15 protein-coding genes and 1 pseudogene are annotated in these 17,853 nt (G+C 64.4%); 10 read left to right on the top strand and 6 right to left on the bottom strand.

What is annotated here, in order from left to right:
• Positions 1–51: 51 nt before the first annotated feature.
• Positions 52–603 (bottom strand): ECF-type sigma factor, encoded by a 552-nt coding sequence (locus tag Poly30_RS23465; protein ID WP_419190558.1) that lies wholly within the window; start codon positions 601–603, stop codon positions 52–54.
• Positions 604–667: 64 nt separating this feature from the next.
• On the opposite strand from Poly30_RS23465, the gene Poly30_RS23470 reads away from it, so the two are divergent.
• From Poly30_RS23470 to Poly30_RS23485, 4 genes are all read left to right on the top strand, one after another.
• Positions 668–1,114, top strand: coding sequence for a low molecular weight protein-tyrosine-phosphatase (locus Poly30_RS23470; protein ID WP_145203275.1), 447 nt, complete (start codon positions 668–670; stop codon positions 1,112–1,114).
• A gap of 93 nt (positions 1,115–1,207) precedes the next feature.
• Complete coding sequence (gene ppk2 / locus Poly30_RS23475; RefSeq protein WP_145203278.1) at positions 1,208–2,017, top strand: polyphosphate kinase 2; 810 nt, start codon at positions 1,208–1,210, stop codon at positions 2,015–2,017.
• Between the two features lie 272 nt (positions 2,018–2,289).
• Complete coding sequence (locus tag Poly30_RS23480) at positions 2,290–2,799, top strand: adenine phosphoribosyltransferase (protein ID WP_419190559.1); 510 nt, start codon at positions 2,290–2,292, stop codon at positions 2,797–2,799.
• Between the two features lie 44 nt (positions 2,800–2,843).
• A complete protein-coding gene (locus Poly30_RS23485; protein ID WP_419190560.1) occupies positions 2,844–3,764 on the top strand; it encodes a FliA/WhiG family RNA polymerase sigma factor in 921 nt (306 codons plus the stop codon).
• Between the two features lie 162 nt (positions 3,765–3,926).
• Here Poly30_RS23485 and Poly30_RS23490 read toward each other — a convergent pair whose 3' ends face one another.
• Positions 3,927–4,430, bottom strand: coding sequence for a hypothetical protein (locus Poly30_RS23490; RefSeq protein ID WP_145203282.1), 504 nt, complete (start codon positions 4,428–4,430; stop codon positions 3,927–3,929).
• On the opposite strand from Poly30_RS23490, the gene Poly30_RS23495 reads away from it, so the two are divergent.
• A complete protein-coding gene (locus Poly30_RS23495) occupies positions 4,392–4,844 on the top strand; it encodes a DUF1501 domain-containing protein (protein ID WP_145203285.1) in 453 nt (150 codons plus the stop codon). The two genes, Poly30_RS23490 and Poly30_RS23495, sit on opposite strands and share 39 nt — an antisense overlap.
• 138 nt (positions 4,845–4,982) lie before the next feature.
• Here the strand turns inward: Poly30_RS23495 and Poly30_RS23500 are convergent, their stop codons facing one another.
• Together Poly30_RS23500 and Poly30_RS23505 are read right to left on the bottom strand one after the other, a co-directional pair.
• Complete coding sequence (locus Poly30_RS23500) at positions 4,983–5,615, bottom strand: hypothetical protein (RefSeq protein ID WP_145203288.1); 633 nt, start codon at positions 5,613–5,615, stop codon at positions 4,983–4,985.
• Between the two features lie 797 nt (positions 5,616–6,412).
• Positions 6,413–7,468, bottom strand: a pseudogene (locus tag Poly30_RS23505) (transposase); the annotation flags it as partial.
• 37 nt (positions 7,469–7,505) lie between these two features.
• Between Poly30_RS23505 and Poly30_RS23510 the strand changes: the two are divergent.
• Entirely contained in the window at positions 7,506–8,903 is a 1,398-nt protein-coding gene (locus Poly30_RS23510; protein ID WP_145203294.1) for a hypothetical protein, read from the top strand.
• 153 nt (positions 8,904–9,056) lie between these two features.
• Here the strand turns inward: Poly30_RS23510 and Poly30_RS23515 are convergent, their stop codons facing one another.
• Positions 9,057–10,619, bottom strand: a complete 1,563-nt coding sequence (locus Poly30_RS23515; protein ID WP_145203297.1) for a hypothetical protein — start codon at positions 10,617–10,619, stop codon at positions 9,057–9,059.
• A 428-nt stretch (positions 10,620–11,047) separates the two neighbouring features.
• On the opposite strand from Poly30_RS23515, the gene Poly30_RS23520 reads away from it, so the two are divergent.
• Positions 11,048–12,754 carry a hypothetical protein gene (locus tag Poly30_RS23520; RefSeq protein ID WP_145203300.1) on the top strand — a complete coding sequence of 569 codons (1,707 nt, stop codon included), beginning with the start codon at positions 11,048–11,050 and terminating at the stop codon, positions 12,752–12,754.
• Between the two features lie 2,341 nt (positions 12,755–15,095).
• Positions 15,096–15,326, top strand: coding sequence for a hypothetical protein (locus tag Poly30_RS23525; RefSeq protein WP_145203302.1), 231 nt, complete (start codon positions 15,096–15,098; stop codon positions 15,324–15,326).
• Here the strand turns inward: Poly30_RS23525 and Poly30_RS23530 are convergent.
• Positions 15,299–16,480 (bottom strand): IS256 family transposase, encoded by a 1,182-nt coding sequence (locus Poly30_RS23530; RefSeq protein WP_145194340.1) that lies wholly within the window; start codon positions 16,478–16,480, stop codon positions 15,299–15,301. The two genes, Poly30_RS23525 and Poly30_RS23530, sit on opposite strands and share 28 nt — an antisense overlap.
• 197 nt (positions 16,481–16,677) lie before the next feature.
• On the opposite strand from Poly30_RS23530, the gene Poly30_RS23535 reads away from it, so the two are divergent.
• Entirely contained in the window at positions 16,678–17,277 is a 600-nt protein-coding gene (locus Poly30_RS23535; protein ID WP_145203305.1) for a hypothetical protein, read from the top strand.
• A 57-nt stretch (positions 17,278–17,334) separates the two neighbouring features.
• Positions 17,335–17,853 carry a transposase gene (locus Poly30_RS23540; protein WP_419190561.1) on the top strand — a complete coding sequence of 173 codons (519 nt, stop codon included), beginning with the start codon at positions 17,335–17,337 and terminating at the stop codon, positions 17,851–17,853.

Raw genomic sequence — 17,853 nt, forward strand, 5'->3', positions numbered from 1 at the left:
TTGTCAGCACTCGAACGGCGACGGCCTGCGGGCTCACCCATCTTCCGGGAATTACCTGAGTTCTTGCGGCAGCTTGTCGCCCAGCTCGCGGATGAGCCAGGCCCGGGCGAAGCTCCACTCTCGCTTGACGGTCGCGGGTGAGAGGCCGGTGGCGCGGGCCGTGTCCTCCACCGAAAGGCCCGCGAAGAACCGGTGGGAGACCACGGCGGCCTTCCGAGGATAGGCGGCTTCGAAACGGACGAGCGCCTCGTCGAGGGCCAGGAGTTGCGCGTCCGCTGCGGCCTGCGCCGGATCCAGCGCTTCCTGGCCGAGGTCGCCGTCCGTCCCCTCGCCGAAGACGCTCGCGATGGACCTGGAGCGTCGTCGGCGCGCGCGATCGACCAGGATCCAGCGCATCGCCTGGGCCGCGGTCGCAAAGTAGTGGCTCCGGTCCAGCTCGCTCTTCGACGGGTCCTCGGAAAGCTTGAGCCAGACGTCGTGGACGACCGCCGTCGCCTCGAGCGAGGCACCGCCGAGGCCCGCGCGGAGCTTGGACTGCGCGAGCGCGCGGAGCTCGTCGTAGACGGCCTCGAAGAGAGGGTCCCTGGGACTGGCCGGATTCATGCGCTCCGAGCCTACCTCAACCGGGAGCCGAAGAGAGAGGCCCGTCGTGGTACCTTCCTCACCCATGACCTCGATCCTTTTCGTATGTCTCGGCAACATCTGCCGCTCCCCCGCCGCAGAGGCCGCGGTCCGAAAGCGCAGACCGGACCTGACGCTCGACTCGGCCGGCACGGGCGGCTGGCACGTCGGGAAGCCTCCCTACGAGCCGATGCAGGAGGCGGCGCGCGCCCGCGGCCTCGACCTGTCGAAGCTGCGGGCCCGGCAGTTCTCCGCGGCCGACTTCGGGACATTCGACGTCATCGTCGCGATGGACGAGGAGAACGCCAGGGACATCGAATCCCTCCGGCCGGACGGGTCCTTCACGCCGGTCGTGCTCTTCACGGATCACATCGGCGAGGACGGGATGGCGGTGCCAGACCCCTACTACACGCGCGACTTCGAGGGCTGCCTCGACCTGATCGAGGCGTGCGCCGACGGACTGGTCGCCGGGCTCTCCCGGGACCGGAGCTGAGGCTCGATCCGGTTCGAGCCGCTGCGGTCAGGATCACCCTTCTGGCAGTTCGCTACATCACCCACGGTGCTGCCCGACTAGATTTAAGCGGATATGAGCAGCGAAGAGAAACCGGGCCGCGACGCGGCGTACGACTGGCTCCAGGAGGACCTGCTCGACGAACTCGACCAGGACTACCTCATGGAGCTCGGGCGCTTGCAGGTCGAACTCCTGAAGCTCCAGCGGTACATCATGGACCGCAGGCTTCGACTCGCGATCCTCTTCGAAGGCCGCGACACCGCGGGCAAAGGCGGCGCCATCCTGCGCTTCGCCCAGCGGCTGCGTCCACGCAACGTGAGGGTGGTGGCCCTTTCGAAGCCCACGGAATCCGAGCGCGGCCAGTGGTACTTCGAACGCTACGTCAAGCACCTGCCCGACCCCGGCGAGATCGTCCTCTTCGATCGAAGCTGGTACAACCGCGCGGTGGTCGAGCCCGTCATGGGGTTCTGCACCGAACAGGAGTACGAGCGGTTCATGCGCCATGTCGTGCAGTTCGAGGACATGCTGACGGAGGACGGGCTCCTGATCGTCAAGCTCTGGTTCTCGATCAACCGCGACGAGCAGCACCGGCGCATCGAGAACCGACGCGTGAACCCGCTCAAGGAGTGGAAGCTCTCGACCGTGGACCTCGAGGCGCAGCAGCGATGGGAATCGTTCACGCACTACAAGGAAGTGATGTTCGAACGCACCAGTTCGGATCGCTGCCCGTGGATCGTGGTGCGCGGCAACGACAAGAAGCAGGCGCGGCTGCAGTCGATTCGCTACGTGCTGAGCCGCGTGCCGTACCCGGACCGAGGCCAGCCGGGTCTCGATCTGGAGCCAGATCCGAGCACGGTGGCGCGCGCGACCCCCAACGGCGGGTGATCCACGGGTGGGTTCCTCCGCTGGATCAAGCGCCAGGCAGCCCATTCTGCGACGCCCAAAGGGCGCACTGTCGTGAATGCCGACACTTCCTTCAGGGAACTTAAGCCCGCCTAAGGAAATGTCTGACTCGCGGTTCAAGTCGGGCCCAGTCCCCGCCGAAGACAGGGAAGCGCGCCGATGCGGTGGCGACCGTCTGCGAAGGGAGTGGCTCCGGGTCTCGGAGACATCGTTCGTCACGACAGCGCCGCGCGAGGGCCTCGCTGAAACGTCACTTGATCGAACGCTACATTCGCGACGTCCCGGATTTTCCGAAGCCGGGCATCCTCTTCAAGGACATCACGCCTCTCCTGGCCAACGCCGAGGGTCTCAAGGCGACCATCGACGCGCTCCGGGATTGCGTGAGCCCCGATGACTACGACGTCATTTGCGGCGTTGAGTCACGTGGCTTCATCTTCGGCACGGCCCTTGCGTTATCTGTAGGCAAGGGATTCATTCCCATTCGCAAGCCCGGCAAGCTGCCGTGGAAGACGGCCTCGGAGTCCTACGAGCTCGAATACGGGACCGACACGATCGAGATCCACACCGACGCCATCGAGCACGGAAGTCGGATGCTCATGGTGGACGACCTCCTCGCCACGGGCGGGACGATGGAAGCCGCCATCAAGCTCGTACGCAAGATCGGTGCGGAGCCGGTCGCCAGCCTCTTCGTGATCGAGCTCGACTTCCTGGAAGGAAGGAAGAGGCTCGATGTGCCCACTCATTCGCTCTTGCACGTCGGCTGATGATCCCCTGCCGGGATTTGCCTTCGGAACTCTCCTCCACTCCCATGACGTCAAAGAAAACGACCGGCGCCTCCGCCGCGGCCAGCTCTGCCTCCGCTGCATCCGAGCCAGCCCGGCGCCGCACGACCTCGCGTAAGAGCCCGATCAAGAAGTCCACCGCAGCCAGGCACGTGGCCATCGAGGATCTCCCCACCGAGGAGATCTGGGCCCACTACAGCCAGGCGCGCGCCGAGAAGAACGTCCAGGACATCGAAGCGATCCGGAACATCTTGATGGAGCGACACTTCCCGCTCGTCAAGTACATCGCCGAGCGCCTGCTGCAGACGCTCCCGAAGTCGATCGAACTCGACGACCTCGTCAGCGCCGGTCTCTTCGGCCTGATGGACGCCATCCGGGGCTTCGACCTCGACCGCGGCATCAAGTTCAAGACCTACTGCACCACGCGAATCCGCGGCTCGATCCTCGACCAGCTGCGCAGCCAGGACTGGGTCCCGCGCCTCGTCCGGCTCAAGGCGAGCAAGATCGACAAGGCGCTCCAGCGTCTAACCGGCCGCTTCGGCCGCGAGCCCACGCACTCCGAGCTGGCGCGTGAGCTCGAGATGGATCACCAGGAACTCAGTATCGAGCTACAGAGCGCCAGCGCGAAGGCGATGTACTCGCTATCGGACAAGTGGGAGGACCGCGACGACGACAGCTCCATGGAGAAGGTCGACGTGCTGGAGGACAAGAAGTCCATCGACCCGCTCGGCGTGCTGAACCGCGACGACATGATGGGTTTCCTCACACGGTCGCTGACCCACAAGGAGCGCTTCATCATCGAGCAGTACTACCAGGTCGGGCACACGATGCGCGAGATCGGCGAGATGCTGAACCTGACCGAGAGCCGCGTCTGCCAGATCCATTCGAACGTGATGGGCCGGTTGAAGAGCCTCTTCGGAACCAAGCAGAACACGATGCTCATGTAGTGAGCCGCTCGGCCGAGGGCCGAAGAGCAGGAGTCCCCCTCCCCCCGACCTATTCCCCCCGCCGAGCCGGCGCACCGTCGACCCCCATCGATACTGGTGCCGCCGGCTCGGCTCGTTTCACGCAGACCGCCGGGCACCACGCGGGTGCCCGGTCGAGAGCGATCAGTTGGTGAACTGCATCTGGCAGGCGGTGCTGAAGTTCGAGCTCGGCATACCACCCGGCGCGACATCACGGTGCCAGTACTGGACCCCCCACGTCTCACCGACCTGCATGCTGATGAATCCCGTCGGCGTCGGCACGATCATCGGATCCATCGTCGTGGTGAGCATGCCCGCGGCACCGCTGCTCGCGATCTGATTCACGTAGCGGCCACCACCGGGGACGCAAACACGCCCCAGCGACCCGGCAGGGTTGTTGATGTTGGCGAAGGCGGTCCCGATGACCGCGTAACCGAAGGTATTCGTCGGAAGATCCGTGGCTTGATAGAAGTGAGTGCTCCCGACGGACTGATCGCCGAGGAGCCAGTAAGCGTAGCTTGAACCCCACCTGGACAGCCGCCGCCTGACCGGGACGATGGCCCGGATTCCCTCCTCGGAGCCCGATTGAAGGACGCAGCGACGCTCGTGATGGCGGACATCGGCACCGAGGTCATCCACATCGAGCACGGCGACTGGGACGACCACGACGACATGGGCCCGACGAGCGGCGACCTCGCGGCGCGCCTCTCCGACCTGGGCCGCTCGCTGGCGGCGTTCCGAACGGACCTCGCCCAGGACCTCCATCGAACGACGCTCCTCGTCTACAGCGAGTTCGGCCGCCGCGTCGACGAGAACGGCAGCCGCGGCACTGATCACGGCCGCGGAGGCGTGGCCTTCGCGCTGGGAGGAACGGTCCAGGGCGGTCGAGTCCTCGCGAACTGGCCCGGCCTCTCACCGGCTTCCCTGGACGATGGAGCGCTGGCGGTCACGACCGACCTGCGGGATGTCTTCGGGGAAGTCCTGGAGAGGCGCCTGGGCGCGAACAGCGCGGGCGTGGCCTTCCCGGGTCATGCCTATGCGCCGGTTGGGCTGTTTCCATAGTGGTCGAGAGTGAGCGCTGGCTCTTGCTCCATGGTGAGGTATGGACAGCCAGCCTCCCAGTATCTGGAGACCTCCGTGGACGGGGCAATGACGAGCCGAAACACCGCGGCTTCGTTCGAAAGCCCAGCTCCTCACGACCTATTCCTCGAGCACCACGTCCAACGGGTAGTCTTCCTCCGTCACGCCACGAAGGTCCACTTCGGATGGCACCGGGCCGTAGCTCGTGTTGATGGCCAGGAGCTCGTGGAGTTCGCGGGGAAGCAGTTGCTCGTAGTTGCCGTCCGCATCGGGATGGAGCAAGCGTCCCCCGATGTGGGGTCGAGCTGCACGAACCAGTTCGTCGCCATCGCGCAGAGGGCGCAGGCGGCCCTTGTCGTCGCGCCATAGCACCGTCCCATGCGCGCGAACCCAATGGGTCGGCTTCAATCGGACGTCCACGTCGAGCACCTCGCCGCTGGCGGTGAAGGTCCCTTCGAAGCGCTCGTACTGGTCCGCCTTGTCCGCGACCAGCCGGCGAATCTCTGGCTGACTCATGCGGAACCCGAAATCGTCGCCTCGCGCGGGATCCAGTGAGACTCGCTCTCCCGTTCCATCGACGTAGGCGTGAACGTAGAACGTCTCGCGGGAAACGGACTGGCCAGTCTCGGCGTCGATGAGTCGACCCGAGACACGAATCGACCCGGAACCGGGCACGTCGCTGTTGCACCCGGCGCAGGCCAGCAGCGTCAGGAGGACGGTCCAGAACCGGTCGAGGCAGAGAGGGAGGCGCATGCGTCGCGTGGGAAGTGGTCTCAGAATGCGGAGCCGGCTGGACGAGGGGAATGAATCCGTCGAGGGCCAGCCACGCCTACTCCACCGCCGACTCGAAACGCCGTCAACGGATAGGAACTCCAAGCGGTGTGTCGACACGCTAGTCACCGTAGCCTGGGGCCCGATTCACCGCTACCCCCATCCTCGCGGGCCACGCGGGAGCGCCCGAGCGGCCAGCGGCCTCTTCGGTGAGCCGAACTCGCCCGATTTCCCCCTCTCCGACGAGCACCACCGGTTCACTTCACCACGACCTGCAGCCAGCACCCTTCCCAAGGCGCTGGCTGTTGTTGTTTCATCGAGCCCGATCGCCCGCGCGCCGCTCTTCCGCAGCGTCCTACTCCCCGAAGTCCAGCCGCCCCGTGAAGTAGACACGGCCGAGGCGGCATCAGTATTCGGACCTCGGGCTCTGCCGGTGGGGAACGACTCGGCCCTGGCGACGACGGGTCTCTCCCACCCAGCGAATCGGATGACCTCCTCGCCGCCGCTCTCACCCCCTCCAGCACCTTCCGCGCTGTCTCCGGATCTGTGATCACGGAGATCATGTGCCTGCGCCCGCGGCAGCGCGGGCGCTTGAGAACATCTTCCGAAAACACCCGCTTCAGAAGATCTGCCCAGCGGATGTACCTCTGGTCCTTCGACGGCTCCCCCGCACTCTTCGCGGCGTCTTCATCGGCGACGTCCACATCCTTCGGCTCCTTCCGAACCACGGGACGCGGCACCACCAGATCACGCAATGATGAGGCCGGGGCCAGCACTCCCTGATACGTCAGCTGATGCTCGCGCGGATGCGGCGCGAGCGCCGCCAGTCGAGCCATGAACTGGTACGGCGTCATGACGAAGCCCTTGGTCCCATCACGCCAGGCCTTGCGCAGCAGCCACGAGACCATCCCATCGGGACGGACATCGAAGCGTTCCAGACTGATGGCGGGTCTTGTCACGTAGCGGCAGAGCTTCTCCAGTTGCGCCCGCTGACCCTTCCGGATCAGCGCACGCAACGAGAACCCGTCAGCGTTCACCACCAGTGGAGGCGGCACGTACTGACTCCCCCAACCCGACGACTGGAACGCAAGGCCGAGATCAGGGTCGATTAGGCGCTTCAGCGGCTGCCCAGCACCAGCACCGAAAGGCACCAGCGACTTCACCGAGGCAGCCTTCAGGGCCGGAAAGAACGCATTCTCACGCGCGTCGCCAAAATCGAGAAGCGGCTGCTCATCAGCGCCCGCGTCCGCGTACTCCCAAGGGCGGTCGTCACCTTTGCGTAGGGGCATACCGAGTGCGATCGGGTCGAGGGAGAAGCGCTTCAGCACACGACGGATGCGCGCGATCGTGTCGCCGTGCACACGCTCGACCTCCGCCGACGTCAAAGGATCCGCGGGCAGAAAGACGGGAGACTCGAAAGCGCTGCGCGTGACGTACACACCGTCTAGATAGAGGGAGTGGAAGTGAACATTAAGTCCCAACGAGGATTCAAAGCGCTGCGTCGAGTTCACGGCGCCGATGTCGAGCCGGACCCGGACCGGGGAGGAAGAAACGGAAGGTGCGGCTTCCCCTGGGTCACCCTCTGCGTCACCCTCTGGGTCAACTTGCACTTGTTGCTGCTGACGATCCAGGGTCACCTGTCCGCGGCGTTTGTAGGAGGCAGAGACCGCGCGAATGTGTGCCCGCGTGACCTCTCGGCAGAGCTCCGCGTTCATCGCCATCGCCAGGCGTAGCGGCCTGGGGACCGTGAGTACCCACTGGCGCACATCGACATCGGGGAAGACCCTGTCGACGAGGTGCGCGGCCGTCTGCGCCATCTGGCGCCCGCCGCAGGAGTTCCGGGTCAACTACGCGCCGCTGAGTCAGTCGTCCATGATCCTGCAGGTCGCGGACGATTCACAGACGACGATCAGTACGTCGGTAGGTAGCGGAGGAGTGGAACGCGTCGCGTTTGACAACGCAGACGTGGTTTCTCGCCTGTTCTACTTTCGGGTCAGCTACTTCGAGGTGCTTGGATGCGTCGACTACGGTGTCGAGATGACGACGCAACCTGGCTGCAACCAAGACGATATGATCTCGAACCTGGGGTGCTTCGATGGGACGATACTGAACGGATCGTTCCCGCAGGGGCAGCCCATCAACCTCGTCCTGCAGCCCTCTGCGAACGACTTCTTCGAGTACAGGGCTCTGCCCCCTCTGGCAACTCTGAACGTCACCATCGAGTTCGACCATGACGTCGCAGACCTTGATCTCAGCGGCTCGCGTCTCACTCAAGCTGGCTGCAGCCTGCTCGAGGCAAGCGCCTCGACCACGGATGTGGAGACGATCAGCGTTTTCAACGATACGGGAGTCCCGATCGACGTGAACATCGAGGCGGCCTGGTCTGGCTCCGCGGTGGGTGCCCCATGCACGACCTATTCCTTCGTTTACGACGTGCAGCCTGGCTCCAGCCCGTGCGTACCCGACGATGCCTTCGAGAGCAACGACCATGCCTGCGACGCCGCGCCCCTTTCGATCGGTGTCTACTCGGATCTGAGGGTGGGTGACGGAGTCCCCGATATCTTCGAGGTGCTTGTGCCAGGCGACTCCATCGGGACGTTCGCCGTGGACTACGACCCAACCATGGGTGACGTGGAGCTTGCGCTGTACGAAGGTTCCTTTGACTGCGGGCTCTTGACCCCGGTGGGCTCCTCCGCTTCAGGCACTGGCTATGAAGAGGTATTCGTCAATCGCGTAGGTCTTCCGTCGCGCCTCGTCTACGTGGAGGTGCTCTACCCCACCTCAGACGGTGGCTGTACCAGCTACGATCTCACGATCGGAGAAGGCAATCCGAACTCCATCGGCGAACGCATCTGCGTCGGCGAACCCAACTCCACTGGACTGTCCTCGCAGGTTGCGGGCCTCGGCAGCATCAACGTGGCGGACAATGCCGTAATTCTCGCCTGCTCTGGGCTGCCCCCACAGACCTTTGGCTACTTCTTCAACAGCCGAGGCTATGGCTTTGTCGCGAACCCTGCTGGCAGCTCGGGCAACATCTGCATTGCCGGAGGCGGCTCGGGGCGCTACGTGGGCCCCGGAGAGATCCAGAACTCCGGGCAGGGCAGCGACGTCTTCCTCTCCGTCGATCTCTCCGCGACTCCGAACTCCTCAAGCGGGTTCGTATCCGTGGCACCCGGCGAGACCTGGTATTTGCAATACTGGCATCGAGACGCGTCTCCGGCCGGTGCGACCTCGAACTTCAGCGGTGCCATCAGGGTTCGATTCCTGTGATGTAGTTGGACCTGTCACTCCCCCTTCGGTGAGGCTCCAGATGGTCCTGTCAAGTTAGCGGATGAGTTGACAGCTCCCCGCAGCGCCCCCGCGTCGTCGCCCGGCAGCGACGGCGCGGGGCTGACCTTGCCCAGCGAGGAATGGACACCTCGACTAGAGCTCGAAGGTGACCGTCAGAGCGTTCGTGAAGTTGCTCGCCGCGCCGCACGGCCCGCCGACATCTCGGTACCAGGCCTGAAAGCTCCACGTCTGCCCCGCTGCCAGCTGGGCCGCCGCGGGATGAAGCGCATGACTCTGCGCCACCAGTCCCAGAACGTTCGCCGTGGAGCCCGAGGCTGGGACCGGCGCGTAGCGATAGGAAGGCGAGCTGATGCACAGCACTCCGTTGTGGAGCGCCACGCCGCTCGTCGCGCGCCCCATGAACGGAACCACCCATGTGTTCGGTGTGAGCCCTTCGACCCTCAGCATGAGATCGTCGACAGTCACACGCGTCGAGCCGCACCCGCGCAGCTCTGCGTGAATTCCCGCGGCATTCAGGCAGCCTGCGGAGCTGCTCGCGGACGTGCCGCAGGAGCCGCCCTGGCTGCATCCACAGTAGGAAACGATGAGCGCCTGCTCCGGGTGCGAGACGAAGCCGACCGCGGTGCTCAGCTCGTTGCCGTAGTCGGAGCGATGGATCGGCTCCGCGAGACCTGGAGGAAGGCTCACCCCGACAGGCGTCGCGCCGCCGTCATCCAATCTGAACTCGTGAAGTCCCCCGGCTCCGCTCGCAGCCACGAGTAGCCGCGTCCCTCGGAGTTCGAGACCCAGAATGGGTTGATTTACGAAGGGAGCGGGCAACGAAAGCCGCCCTTCGTAGTTCCAGCCAAATGAGTCGCGGTGGAAGAGGTCGATCGGACGCGTGCCGCCGCCTCGGCTCAACGCCACCACCCAGTCACCGTCGGTCACAACCTCGACACCGAACGCAGTGTAGCTGGCCGGAGGCGCAAGGATCGTCTCGACGGTGGGAGACCCGACACCCGACGGTAGAGCGAAAACCGCGATCGACCCCCGGAACGGTGATCCGGAGAGTCCGGTCGAGTTCGGCTGCGTGGTCACCAAGGTCCCGTCGGTCATGGCAACGCTGGTCCCGTTGTAGGCGCTGTTGCCCTGCACAGCGAAGAGGCCGCCACCGAAGTTCCAGCCACCAGCCGTCAGCCTGTAGGTATCCACGGCACCCGCGCCGTAGTTATCGCCTGGAAAGCCCACAGCGATGAAGTTGCCCGCTGGGTTGATCGCCACTTCATGACGATCATCCGCAAAGGCCACTGCGGCGCTCGCAAAGGTCCCGTGGGAATAGGTCACCACCCAGGCTTGACCTTGCCGCTCCAGCACGTTGATGAGGTAGCCGTAGTCGTAACCGTTGACAACGACAACCACGTCTTGTGCCATCGACAAGAAGACCCTGCTTGGCGTCGTCGAAGTCGCCAGAGGGTCGCTGGGGATCCCTCGGATCCACACTCCCTGACTCCACTCGAAGGGGACGATACGCTCGGCGTTGACGTCGTAGGCAAGCAGCGTCGACCCTGTACTGTCAACGGCGACGAAGTCTTCACCTGCGAGCTCCAGCTGCTGTGGCGAGCATGGAATCTGAGCCCGGCACGGCGAGCTGCTGACGAGGAAAAGGAACACCGCGAGAACGAAGAGTCCTGCGAAAGAGCCGGGGGAACGGATCATGGAAAGATCGGGAGCGAGAGACAATGCGAGCAGGCGCGGGACGCACCCGGGAGCCTCCAGGGTACCGCAAGCATGAGTAGGCCGTCGAGGCTCGTTCCATCAGCCCCCTACTCGCGGCCCAACCAGGCTTCGTCGCGCTTGAGACGCTCGGGGATTGGGGGTCCTTCGGGCGGGTTAGCGCGGGCGAAAGCACGCGCCGGGCGTGCGAAAGCGACCACTTCCCGGCCTGAGCCCCTGGCTCGATGACGACAGGTCACTCTTTCTTCGGCGCGGTCTTTGCATGATGCCCCCCCCGCGATTGAGGCGGCTCCGCCCGCCTCGTCACGCATGTGCTCCTCCCGAGGCCCGTCGTACTCGCTCGCTGGGTGCCTAAGACCTGGGTGCCATAGACTCTGCCGACGCCCATCTTCCGCGCCGCCCCCACCGACATGACTCGCCCCGTCTACCTCATCGCCCTGCTGACCTGCGCCTGCAGTCAGAACAACGACGGAAACGTCCCGACCTACCCCACCCATCCCATTCTGGGAGTGATTCAGGACGCGCCGGTGGATGGTCTTCAGAGCTTCTCGGTCGTCATCACGGATTTCGATCTCTACGACACTTCGGGGAAGGTCACCGGCTTCGTAGGTGCTGCTCCACGGCGCGTGGAGCTCATGGGCCTTCATGACGAGGGCGAACTCTTCGCGAGCAGCCTCGTCTATGACGGGACCTACGCGGGTGCGCGGGTCTCCTTCGACCCCGACACGATCGAGGCCATCGGCGCAGACGGCACTCTGCTCCCGGTCATCTCTTCCGTCGACTCCTTTGACGTACAGTTTTCGGCGCCTGTGCCCCTCCGCGGGAGCGAGCGCCTCGATGTCCTCCTCGACCTCGACCTCGCCCGCTCGATCCAAGGCGATCCCGCGACTCCGCCCCTCATTTTCGAGCCCCGGGCCAGTCGCATCCCGTTCGACTCCGGAACCTACCAGCTCGGAGAGGTCGAGGGATACGCTTACACACGGCTCGACTCACCCAACCGTCTCTCCCTGATCCCGCGCCTCTGGAACGCGGGCACGGAGCGCGGTGGTTCGGCCGCCGTGGCGCCGCCGGATATCCTGATCGACCTCGCCCCGGATGCGGTCCTGATCGACTCCGCCGGACAGCCCTTCATCGACGAGGCTGCATTCTTCGCCGCCTTCGCCCAGAGCACGCAGTTCGTCGAAGTGCACTGCGATCTGCGGCCCAATGGCACCGCCGCCGCGTCGCGCATCGAGCTCGGAGGCTCGGCCCAGACATCCTCTCCGTCCGAGGTCGAGGGCCGCGTGGTCGCGGTCGACCCCGGGGGGAGCTTCGACCTGCTTGTGCTCGACATCGAGAACCACGGGACCGCGATCTCGTCCTTGCTCGCGCAATCGTCGCCGCCCTATCTCTTCACCATCATGTTCGCCAGCGAGACAAGGTTCATCGACGACCCGACCCACACGGCGCAAGACGCTTCCGACCTGGCGGTAGGCCAACGAGTCGACGTCCTGATCACGGACACCAGCCTTCCGCTGCTCGCCCAACGCGTCGAGTTCGAGTCCGCCCCCGAGCACCGCGCGACGGTCGCGAGCACAGGAGGTCTCCCCGCGGGGCTTGTCGTTCGAATGACCGAGACCACAGCGGCCGTGACGGCCGGCCTCGTCATGGACGAGACGACGAACGTCGAAGTCGACCTCGCGTCCGCAGAGATCGTCCTCTCCGCGCGCGGAGAACGCCCCCTCGCTGCGAGTGCGCTCGTCGAGGGTCTTCAGGTCGAACTCTCCGGGCGCGTCGAGGGCACGTCGACCGAGCCGACCCTCGCCGCGAGCCGCATCCGCGTAATCGCCGGCGAACTCACTGGCACGATCTCGGGGATCTCCGCAGGCACTAGCACCTTCGACGTCACCGTGACCTCGATCATGGATCCGTTTGGCGGCGGCGCCACCTCACCCCCTTTCTCGGTCACGCTCGACCCCGCGTGCACCTTCAGCGGCGCTGCCAACAACGAGTCCGCCTTCTTCGCGCTCTTCAACGACCTGGCAGCAGGCCAGTCGTTACGCGTTGAGGTCGTGGGGATCGGAACGGCCTCCGCGAACGAGGTGCGAGCTTACGATGTCCGCGCAGCAGTCAACTGAGGACGGCAGCAGACTGACGGCGCGCGGTGCCAGCGGGACTGCGGCCCCCCCCTACCACGTAGGTACGCCAAGACCTCTGACGTCGAGGATGCCTGCCGGTGCAAACCGAACCTGGCCGTTGGGCCTCAGGAAGGCCAACTGAATGGGGAGGCCTACGACTTGCCCCGATTGCACGGAAGGGGCCAAGAGAGTGACGGTCGCCTGGCCGCTCGGGGAAAGTGACTGGATACGCCGTCGGCCTGTGCTGCCATGGATCTGCAGGATCCCAGACGTGAGTGCGGAGCTTCTGAATCCGAAGTCTCCGCCGCTGAGGAGGAAAACGGTGTCGCCTGGCTCACCCCGGACGTCGACCGAAAAAGTCGAGCTGGCCGCAACGCTCTGCGGCAGGGTCATACCTCGAGGTGTATCCGGCAGGACCGTGGCGCTTCCAACGTCTCCTCCACTGGAGAGCGTTGGGGTATCGAGGAGTACGAGGGTCGAACCGGCCTCGACGGAGTAGCCGAAGCCCACCGAATAGGTTGGGCAGTTGCAGCCGCCTTGGGATCCCGCTGCTCCTCCCTCCAGAGTGCAGGTTTGCGCCCGCACGTCGCTCGTAAAGAAAACGGAGAGGGCGCTATGACCGCTGGAGCCACCGGTGCAGCAGGTCTGGCAGAAGCCCGAACCACAGCTGGCCCCAGAGCTATCAGCGCCGCTCAGGTGGCAGTCCTCCAAAAGTACGCTGGAGTCCTCGACTCGAAGGCCGGGGTCGCCAAAGTGATAGTACGGGAAGTGCGGCGAGTCGAACGACGGATCCGCAACCAAGTCACAGCGTGTGAACGAGACGCTTCGCGATCCGCGAACGCTCGAGTCCGCCAGCGTGCAATCCGTCACTAGCACCGCGCCGCGGCAGCTGGAGATGGAGAGGTGCCCTGTGTCTTGGCGGAGGCCACGCGCAACGACGGTGCTTCCCAGCTGGATATTGCGGATCGTGATGAGCTCCGGACGCCACGTCTGAGCGCTCACGTTGATCAAAGTGACTCCCTTCCCGTTGAGATGGAAGTCACTGTCCATAGGTACCCTGATGACGAGGAGACGGATAGGACTTCCAAGCGGGGTGTCGACACGCCAGTCACCGTAGCCTGAGGCCCGATTCTTTGCTATCCCCATCCTCACCGGCCACTCGGGAGCGCCCGAGCGGCCATCGGCCTCTTCGGTGAGCGGAACTCGCCCGATTTCCCCCTCTCCGAACGGCACCGCTGGATCGCTTCACCACGACCTGCAGCCAGCACCCTTCCCAAGGCGCTGGCTGTTGTTGTTTCATCGAGCACGATCGCCCGCGCGCCGCTCTTTCGCAGCGCCCTACTTCCCGAAGTCCAGCCGCCCCTGCCGAGGCGGCATCGGTATTCGGACCTCGGGCTCTGCCGGTGGGGAACGGCTCGGCCCTGGCGACGACGGGTCTCCCCCACCCAACGAATCGGATGATCTCCTCGGTACTGGCATCGCGATCAGCTGGGCGGCACGCCCACTTCGAACTTCACCGAGTCGCGTTTGCTCCTGTTCCTTTGATCGAACCGCAGTCCATGCGTGAGCGGTACCAACCCGTAGCCGATTTCGCCACTCAGATCATCGGGCCTGAATGGCACTTGCCCGAAGGAACGCGCCTCGCCCATGGTGATGTGCCATCCAGGCAACCCAACATGCGACTGAGTGGCGGAATCAGCTACGGGTCGGTACCGATCAGAAGTGATCTGATGCGCCCCTGCGCGGACTCGCGTCCTGTGGCGCAGTGCATTAGTAGCTAACAGAGGTCACGATTCCCCCGACGAACGTCACGTGCACGCTGTGCTCCTGCGTGCTCCAGGACGCGTGTATCCCTCCATTGGCAGTACAGTACCGTGTTTGATTCCGCCACTCGACGGGCCATAGCCCGCGAGAGAAGTGGCGTCAACGAACGCGGAAACGTATTGCCCACGACAAGCGACGTGGATCGCTGCCACCAGGGTCGGTGCGGTGTGGGGGGTGGGCACGGCATTTGACGGCTTTCCGTCAGCAACCTGACCAACCCCACACTCAACCTCGTCCCATCATGCTTGCAACTTTCTCACTTCTTCTGCTGTCAGCCCTCCCTTCTGCCCCTCAGGCCGGTCCCGCCCCAGAGAACTTCGAGACGTTCTCGCTCGGTCCTGGACAGGGCCAAGCGGGATGGACGGCTACCAACAGCGCTTCGTTCCAGATCGTAGACTCCACTCGTCCAGAATTTGGAGCCCGCACGGCCATGATGAGTATCGGTAGCGGCTTTCCGTCATCCGAAGTTCGGAGCCCAGCCGTGTCAGGTTGCCGCAACTGCGCGCTCTTCGCTGATATGCTCATCACGAGTAGCTCGAACCCGGTGGACCTCATCTCCTGGGACTTTGGCAAGCAGCTGCAGAACACGATCGTGTTCTTCCGAACGGACGGGCGGATCTCCGCCTTTCAGCTATCTCCCTTCGGTCTATTCACTGGCGTGACGGTCGCAACCTCGGGGATAGAGCAACTCTTCTTCTGTAATTTCGTCCGCGAGGAAGATCAGGCTTGCTCCATGGTGAGGTATTGACGGCCGGCCTCCCAATCTTCGGAGACCTCCATGGCCAGGGCAGTGACGAGCCGCAACAGCGCGGCTTCGTTCGGGAAGAGGCCAGCGACTCGCGTTCGCCTCTTGATCTCTTTGTTGAGCCTCTCGACCGCGTTCGACGTCCGGAGGCGTCGACGATGGCTGGCGGGAGATTGGAGGACAGCGAGTCCCTCGTGGATGTTTTCTTCGATCCACGCGGCGACCCTGGGCTCCGAGTCCTGGTACTTGACAACGACCGTCTTGATGATCTGCTCGGCGTCGGCCATCGTCGGCGCGTTGAAGATGGAGCGGAGGTCCTCCGCCACGTCCTTCTTCATGACGATCTTGGAGACGTAGGACTGCGCGTTGCGCTGCATGTGGCACTGGCATCGTTGCCAGGCAACGCCAGGGAAGACGGATGCGAGAGCGGCCTTGATGCCGGGGTGGTCGTCACTGGTGAAGAGGCGCACACCATGCAGTCCACGGAGGACGAGCGACTGCAGGAACTCCCGCCAGTGGACCTCAGCTTCGGAGGTGGCAACGCTGACGCCGACGATCGATCGCTTCCCGTCCTCTCGTACCGCCATGGCGACGAGAACAGCCGCCGTGACCACGGAGCCGCCGATCCTCACCTTCTCGTAGCGTGCATCGAGCACGAGGTAGGGACAGGCGCCGATGGGGCGACTCCTCCACGAGGAGATCTCTTCGTCGAGGAGCTGAGTCGCGCGTGAGACTTGAGAAGATGTGATCTTGAGCCCGCAGAGCTCCTCAGTGACCCTCTGAACGCGGCGTGTCGAGACGCCGTTGATGTACATTTCTGCGATCGCGAGCTTGAGAGCCCTCTCGCCACGTTCTCCTCGCTCGAGGGCGTTCGGATAGAAGCGCTCTCCGCCCTCGGCGGCTTCCCGAACCTGCGGGATGCGCAGCTCGAGCTCGCCGACACGAGACGCGACGCGCTTGGGCTTGAACCCGTTCGCGTACCCGCGCCTGGACTCTGCGCGTTCGTACGGCGCGGCGTTCAGGTAGTCGGAACGTTCGATCAGCATGGCTTCGTTGAGCAGGATCTGGATCGCCTCAGCGAGACGGTCGAAACCGTGCTCAGTCAGAAGTTCCAGGACGAGGGAGATCTTGTTAGCGTCGGCTTCGTGGTGAGGCATCGTTGGTCGAGTGGGGTTGTGGTTAACACCACGAAAGCCAACGATGGCCTCCCACGCAACCGGCACGTGACGAATCGGCCCCTCAGGGGTGAGGGCCGATCCCTCACGCGCCTTGCAGGTTCAGATGGTCAGTCGAGCCGAAGCCGAAATTACAGAACAAGTGATACACCCCCACCTCGGGGACGTGGACTCCAGGTGTGACGACAAGGATCGGTATTGAAATCCGCAGTACAGCGCCGACCTTGCGGATCTACCAGGATGGTGTGGTCATCTTCGAAGGGGCGGACATGGCGGCAGCCTATCCCTTCGGATTCCCTGCTACGGGAATGGCGCAACTCCGGCTGAGGCGAGGATCCTCGAGCCCGGGCGCGACCAGCTTCATCTTCCTCGACAATCTGAGCCGGGAGCCGGGCAGGGTCGTGCAGTACTGTGATGGCGGCCCTTCGGGCGTTTCAGCCACTGCCCAGGGATCTCTTTCCCCTGGCGCCAATCAGTTAGAGCTGGTTGCCTCTGGGCTTCCCAGCACGAGCTTCGGCATTTTCTTTGCCGGCAGCGAGGCCACCTCTTCGCTGGTCGCCGCCGGATTGTTCTGTGTTGGTGGCAGCGTCTTCCGGGCTTCCGGGGCGGAGCTGCCGGACGCGATGGGAGTCCGGACCGTGAACCTCGACCTCTCCTCGTCTCCCGGGTCTTCGATTCTGCCTGGCACCGCTTGGCACTTCCAATACGCGTTCAGCTCGAGCGGAAACCCAACAGGTGTGGAGTTCAGCAGCGGCGTGCGAGTTGAATTTGGACTGTAGATCCCGGAATCCGAACTTCGTGATGATGCGTTCTTTCCTGGCCTGAAGGCTGCCTCGGTGAAGACGCTGGTGCTCTTCGGTCCTGGTTCAGGGCAGCCGCTGAAGCGCCTCATCGACCCTGATCTTGCCAGGGCGTTCCAGTCGTCGGGTTGGGGGAGTCAGTACGTGCCGCCTCCGCTGGTGGTGAACGCAGGCGGGTTCTCGTTGCATGCGGCGACGCTGATCCGGAAGGGCCAGCGAGCGCGGCTGGAGAAGCTCTGCCGCTATCTGACGAGGCCCGCCATCAGCCTCGAGCGCTTCGAGGTGCGTCCCGATGGGATGGTATCGTGGCTGCTACGCAAGGCTCGGCGGGATGGGACCAAAGGATTCGTCATGAAGCCGTACCAGTTCCTCGGGCGGCTTGCGGCGATTGTGCCGCATCCCCGAGAGCATCAGCTGACGTATCAAGGGGTGCTGGCTCCGGCCGCGAGGGCGGCCCCGATCACCGCTGCGCGATCAGGTGGTACCGCGCCCGGTGGTTCGGAAGGAGCCGAAGGCGGCAGGCGCCGCGGAAGACGGCGCCTCGATGGGGCCTGA

The organism is Saltatorellus ferox (assembly GCA_007751475.1).
Lineage (GTDB): Bacteria > Planctomycetota > UBA1135 > UBA1135.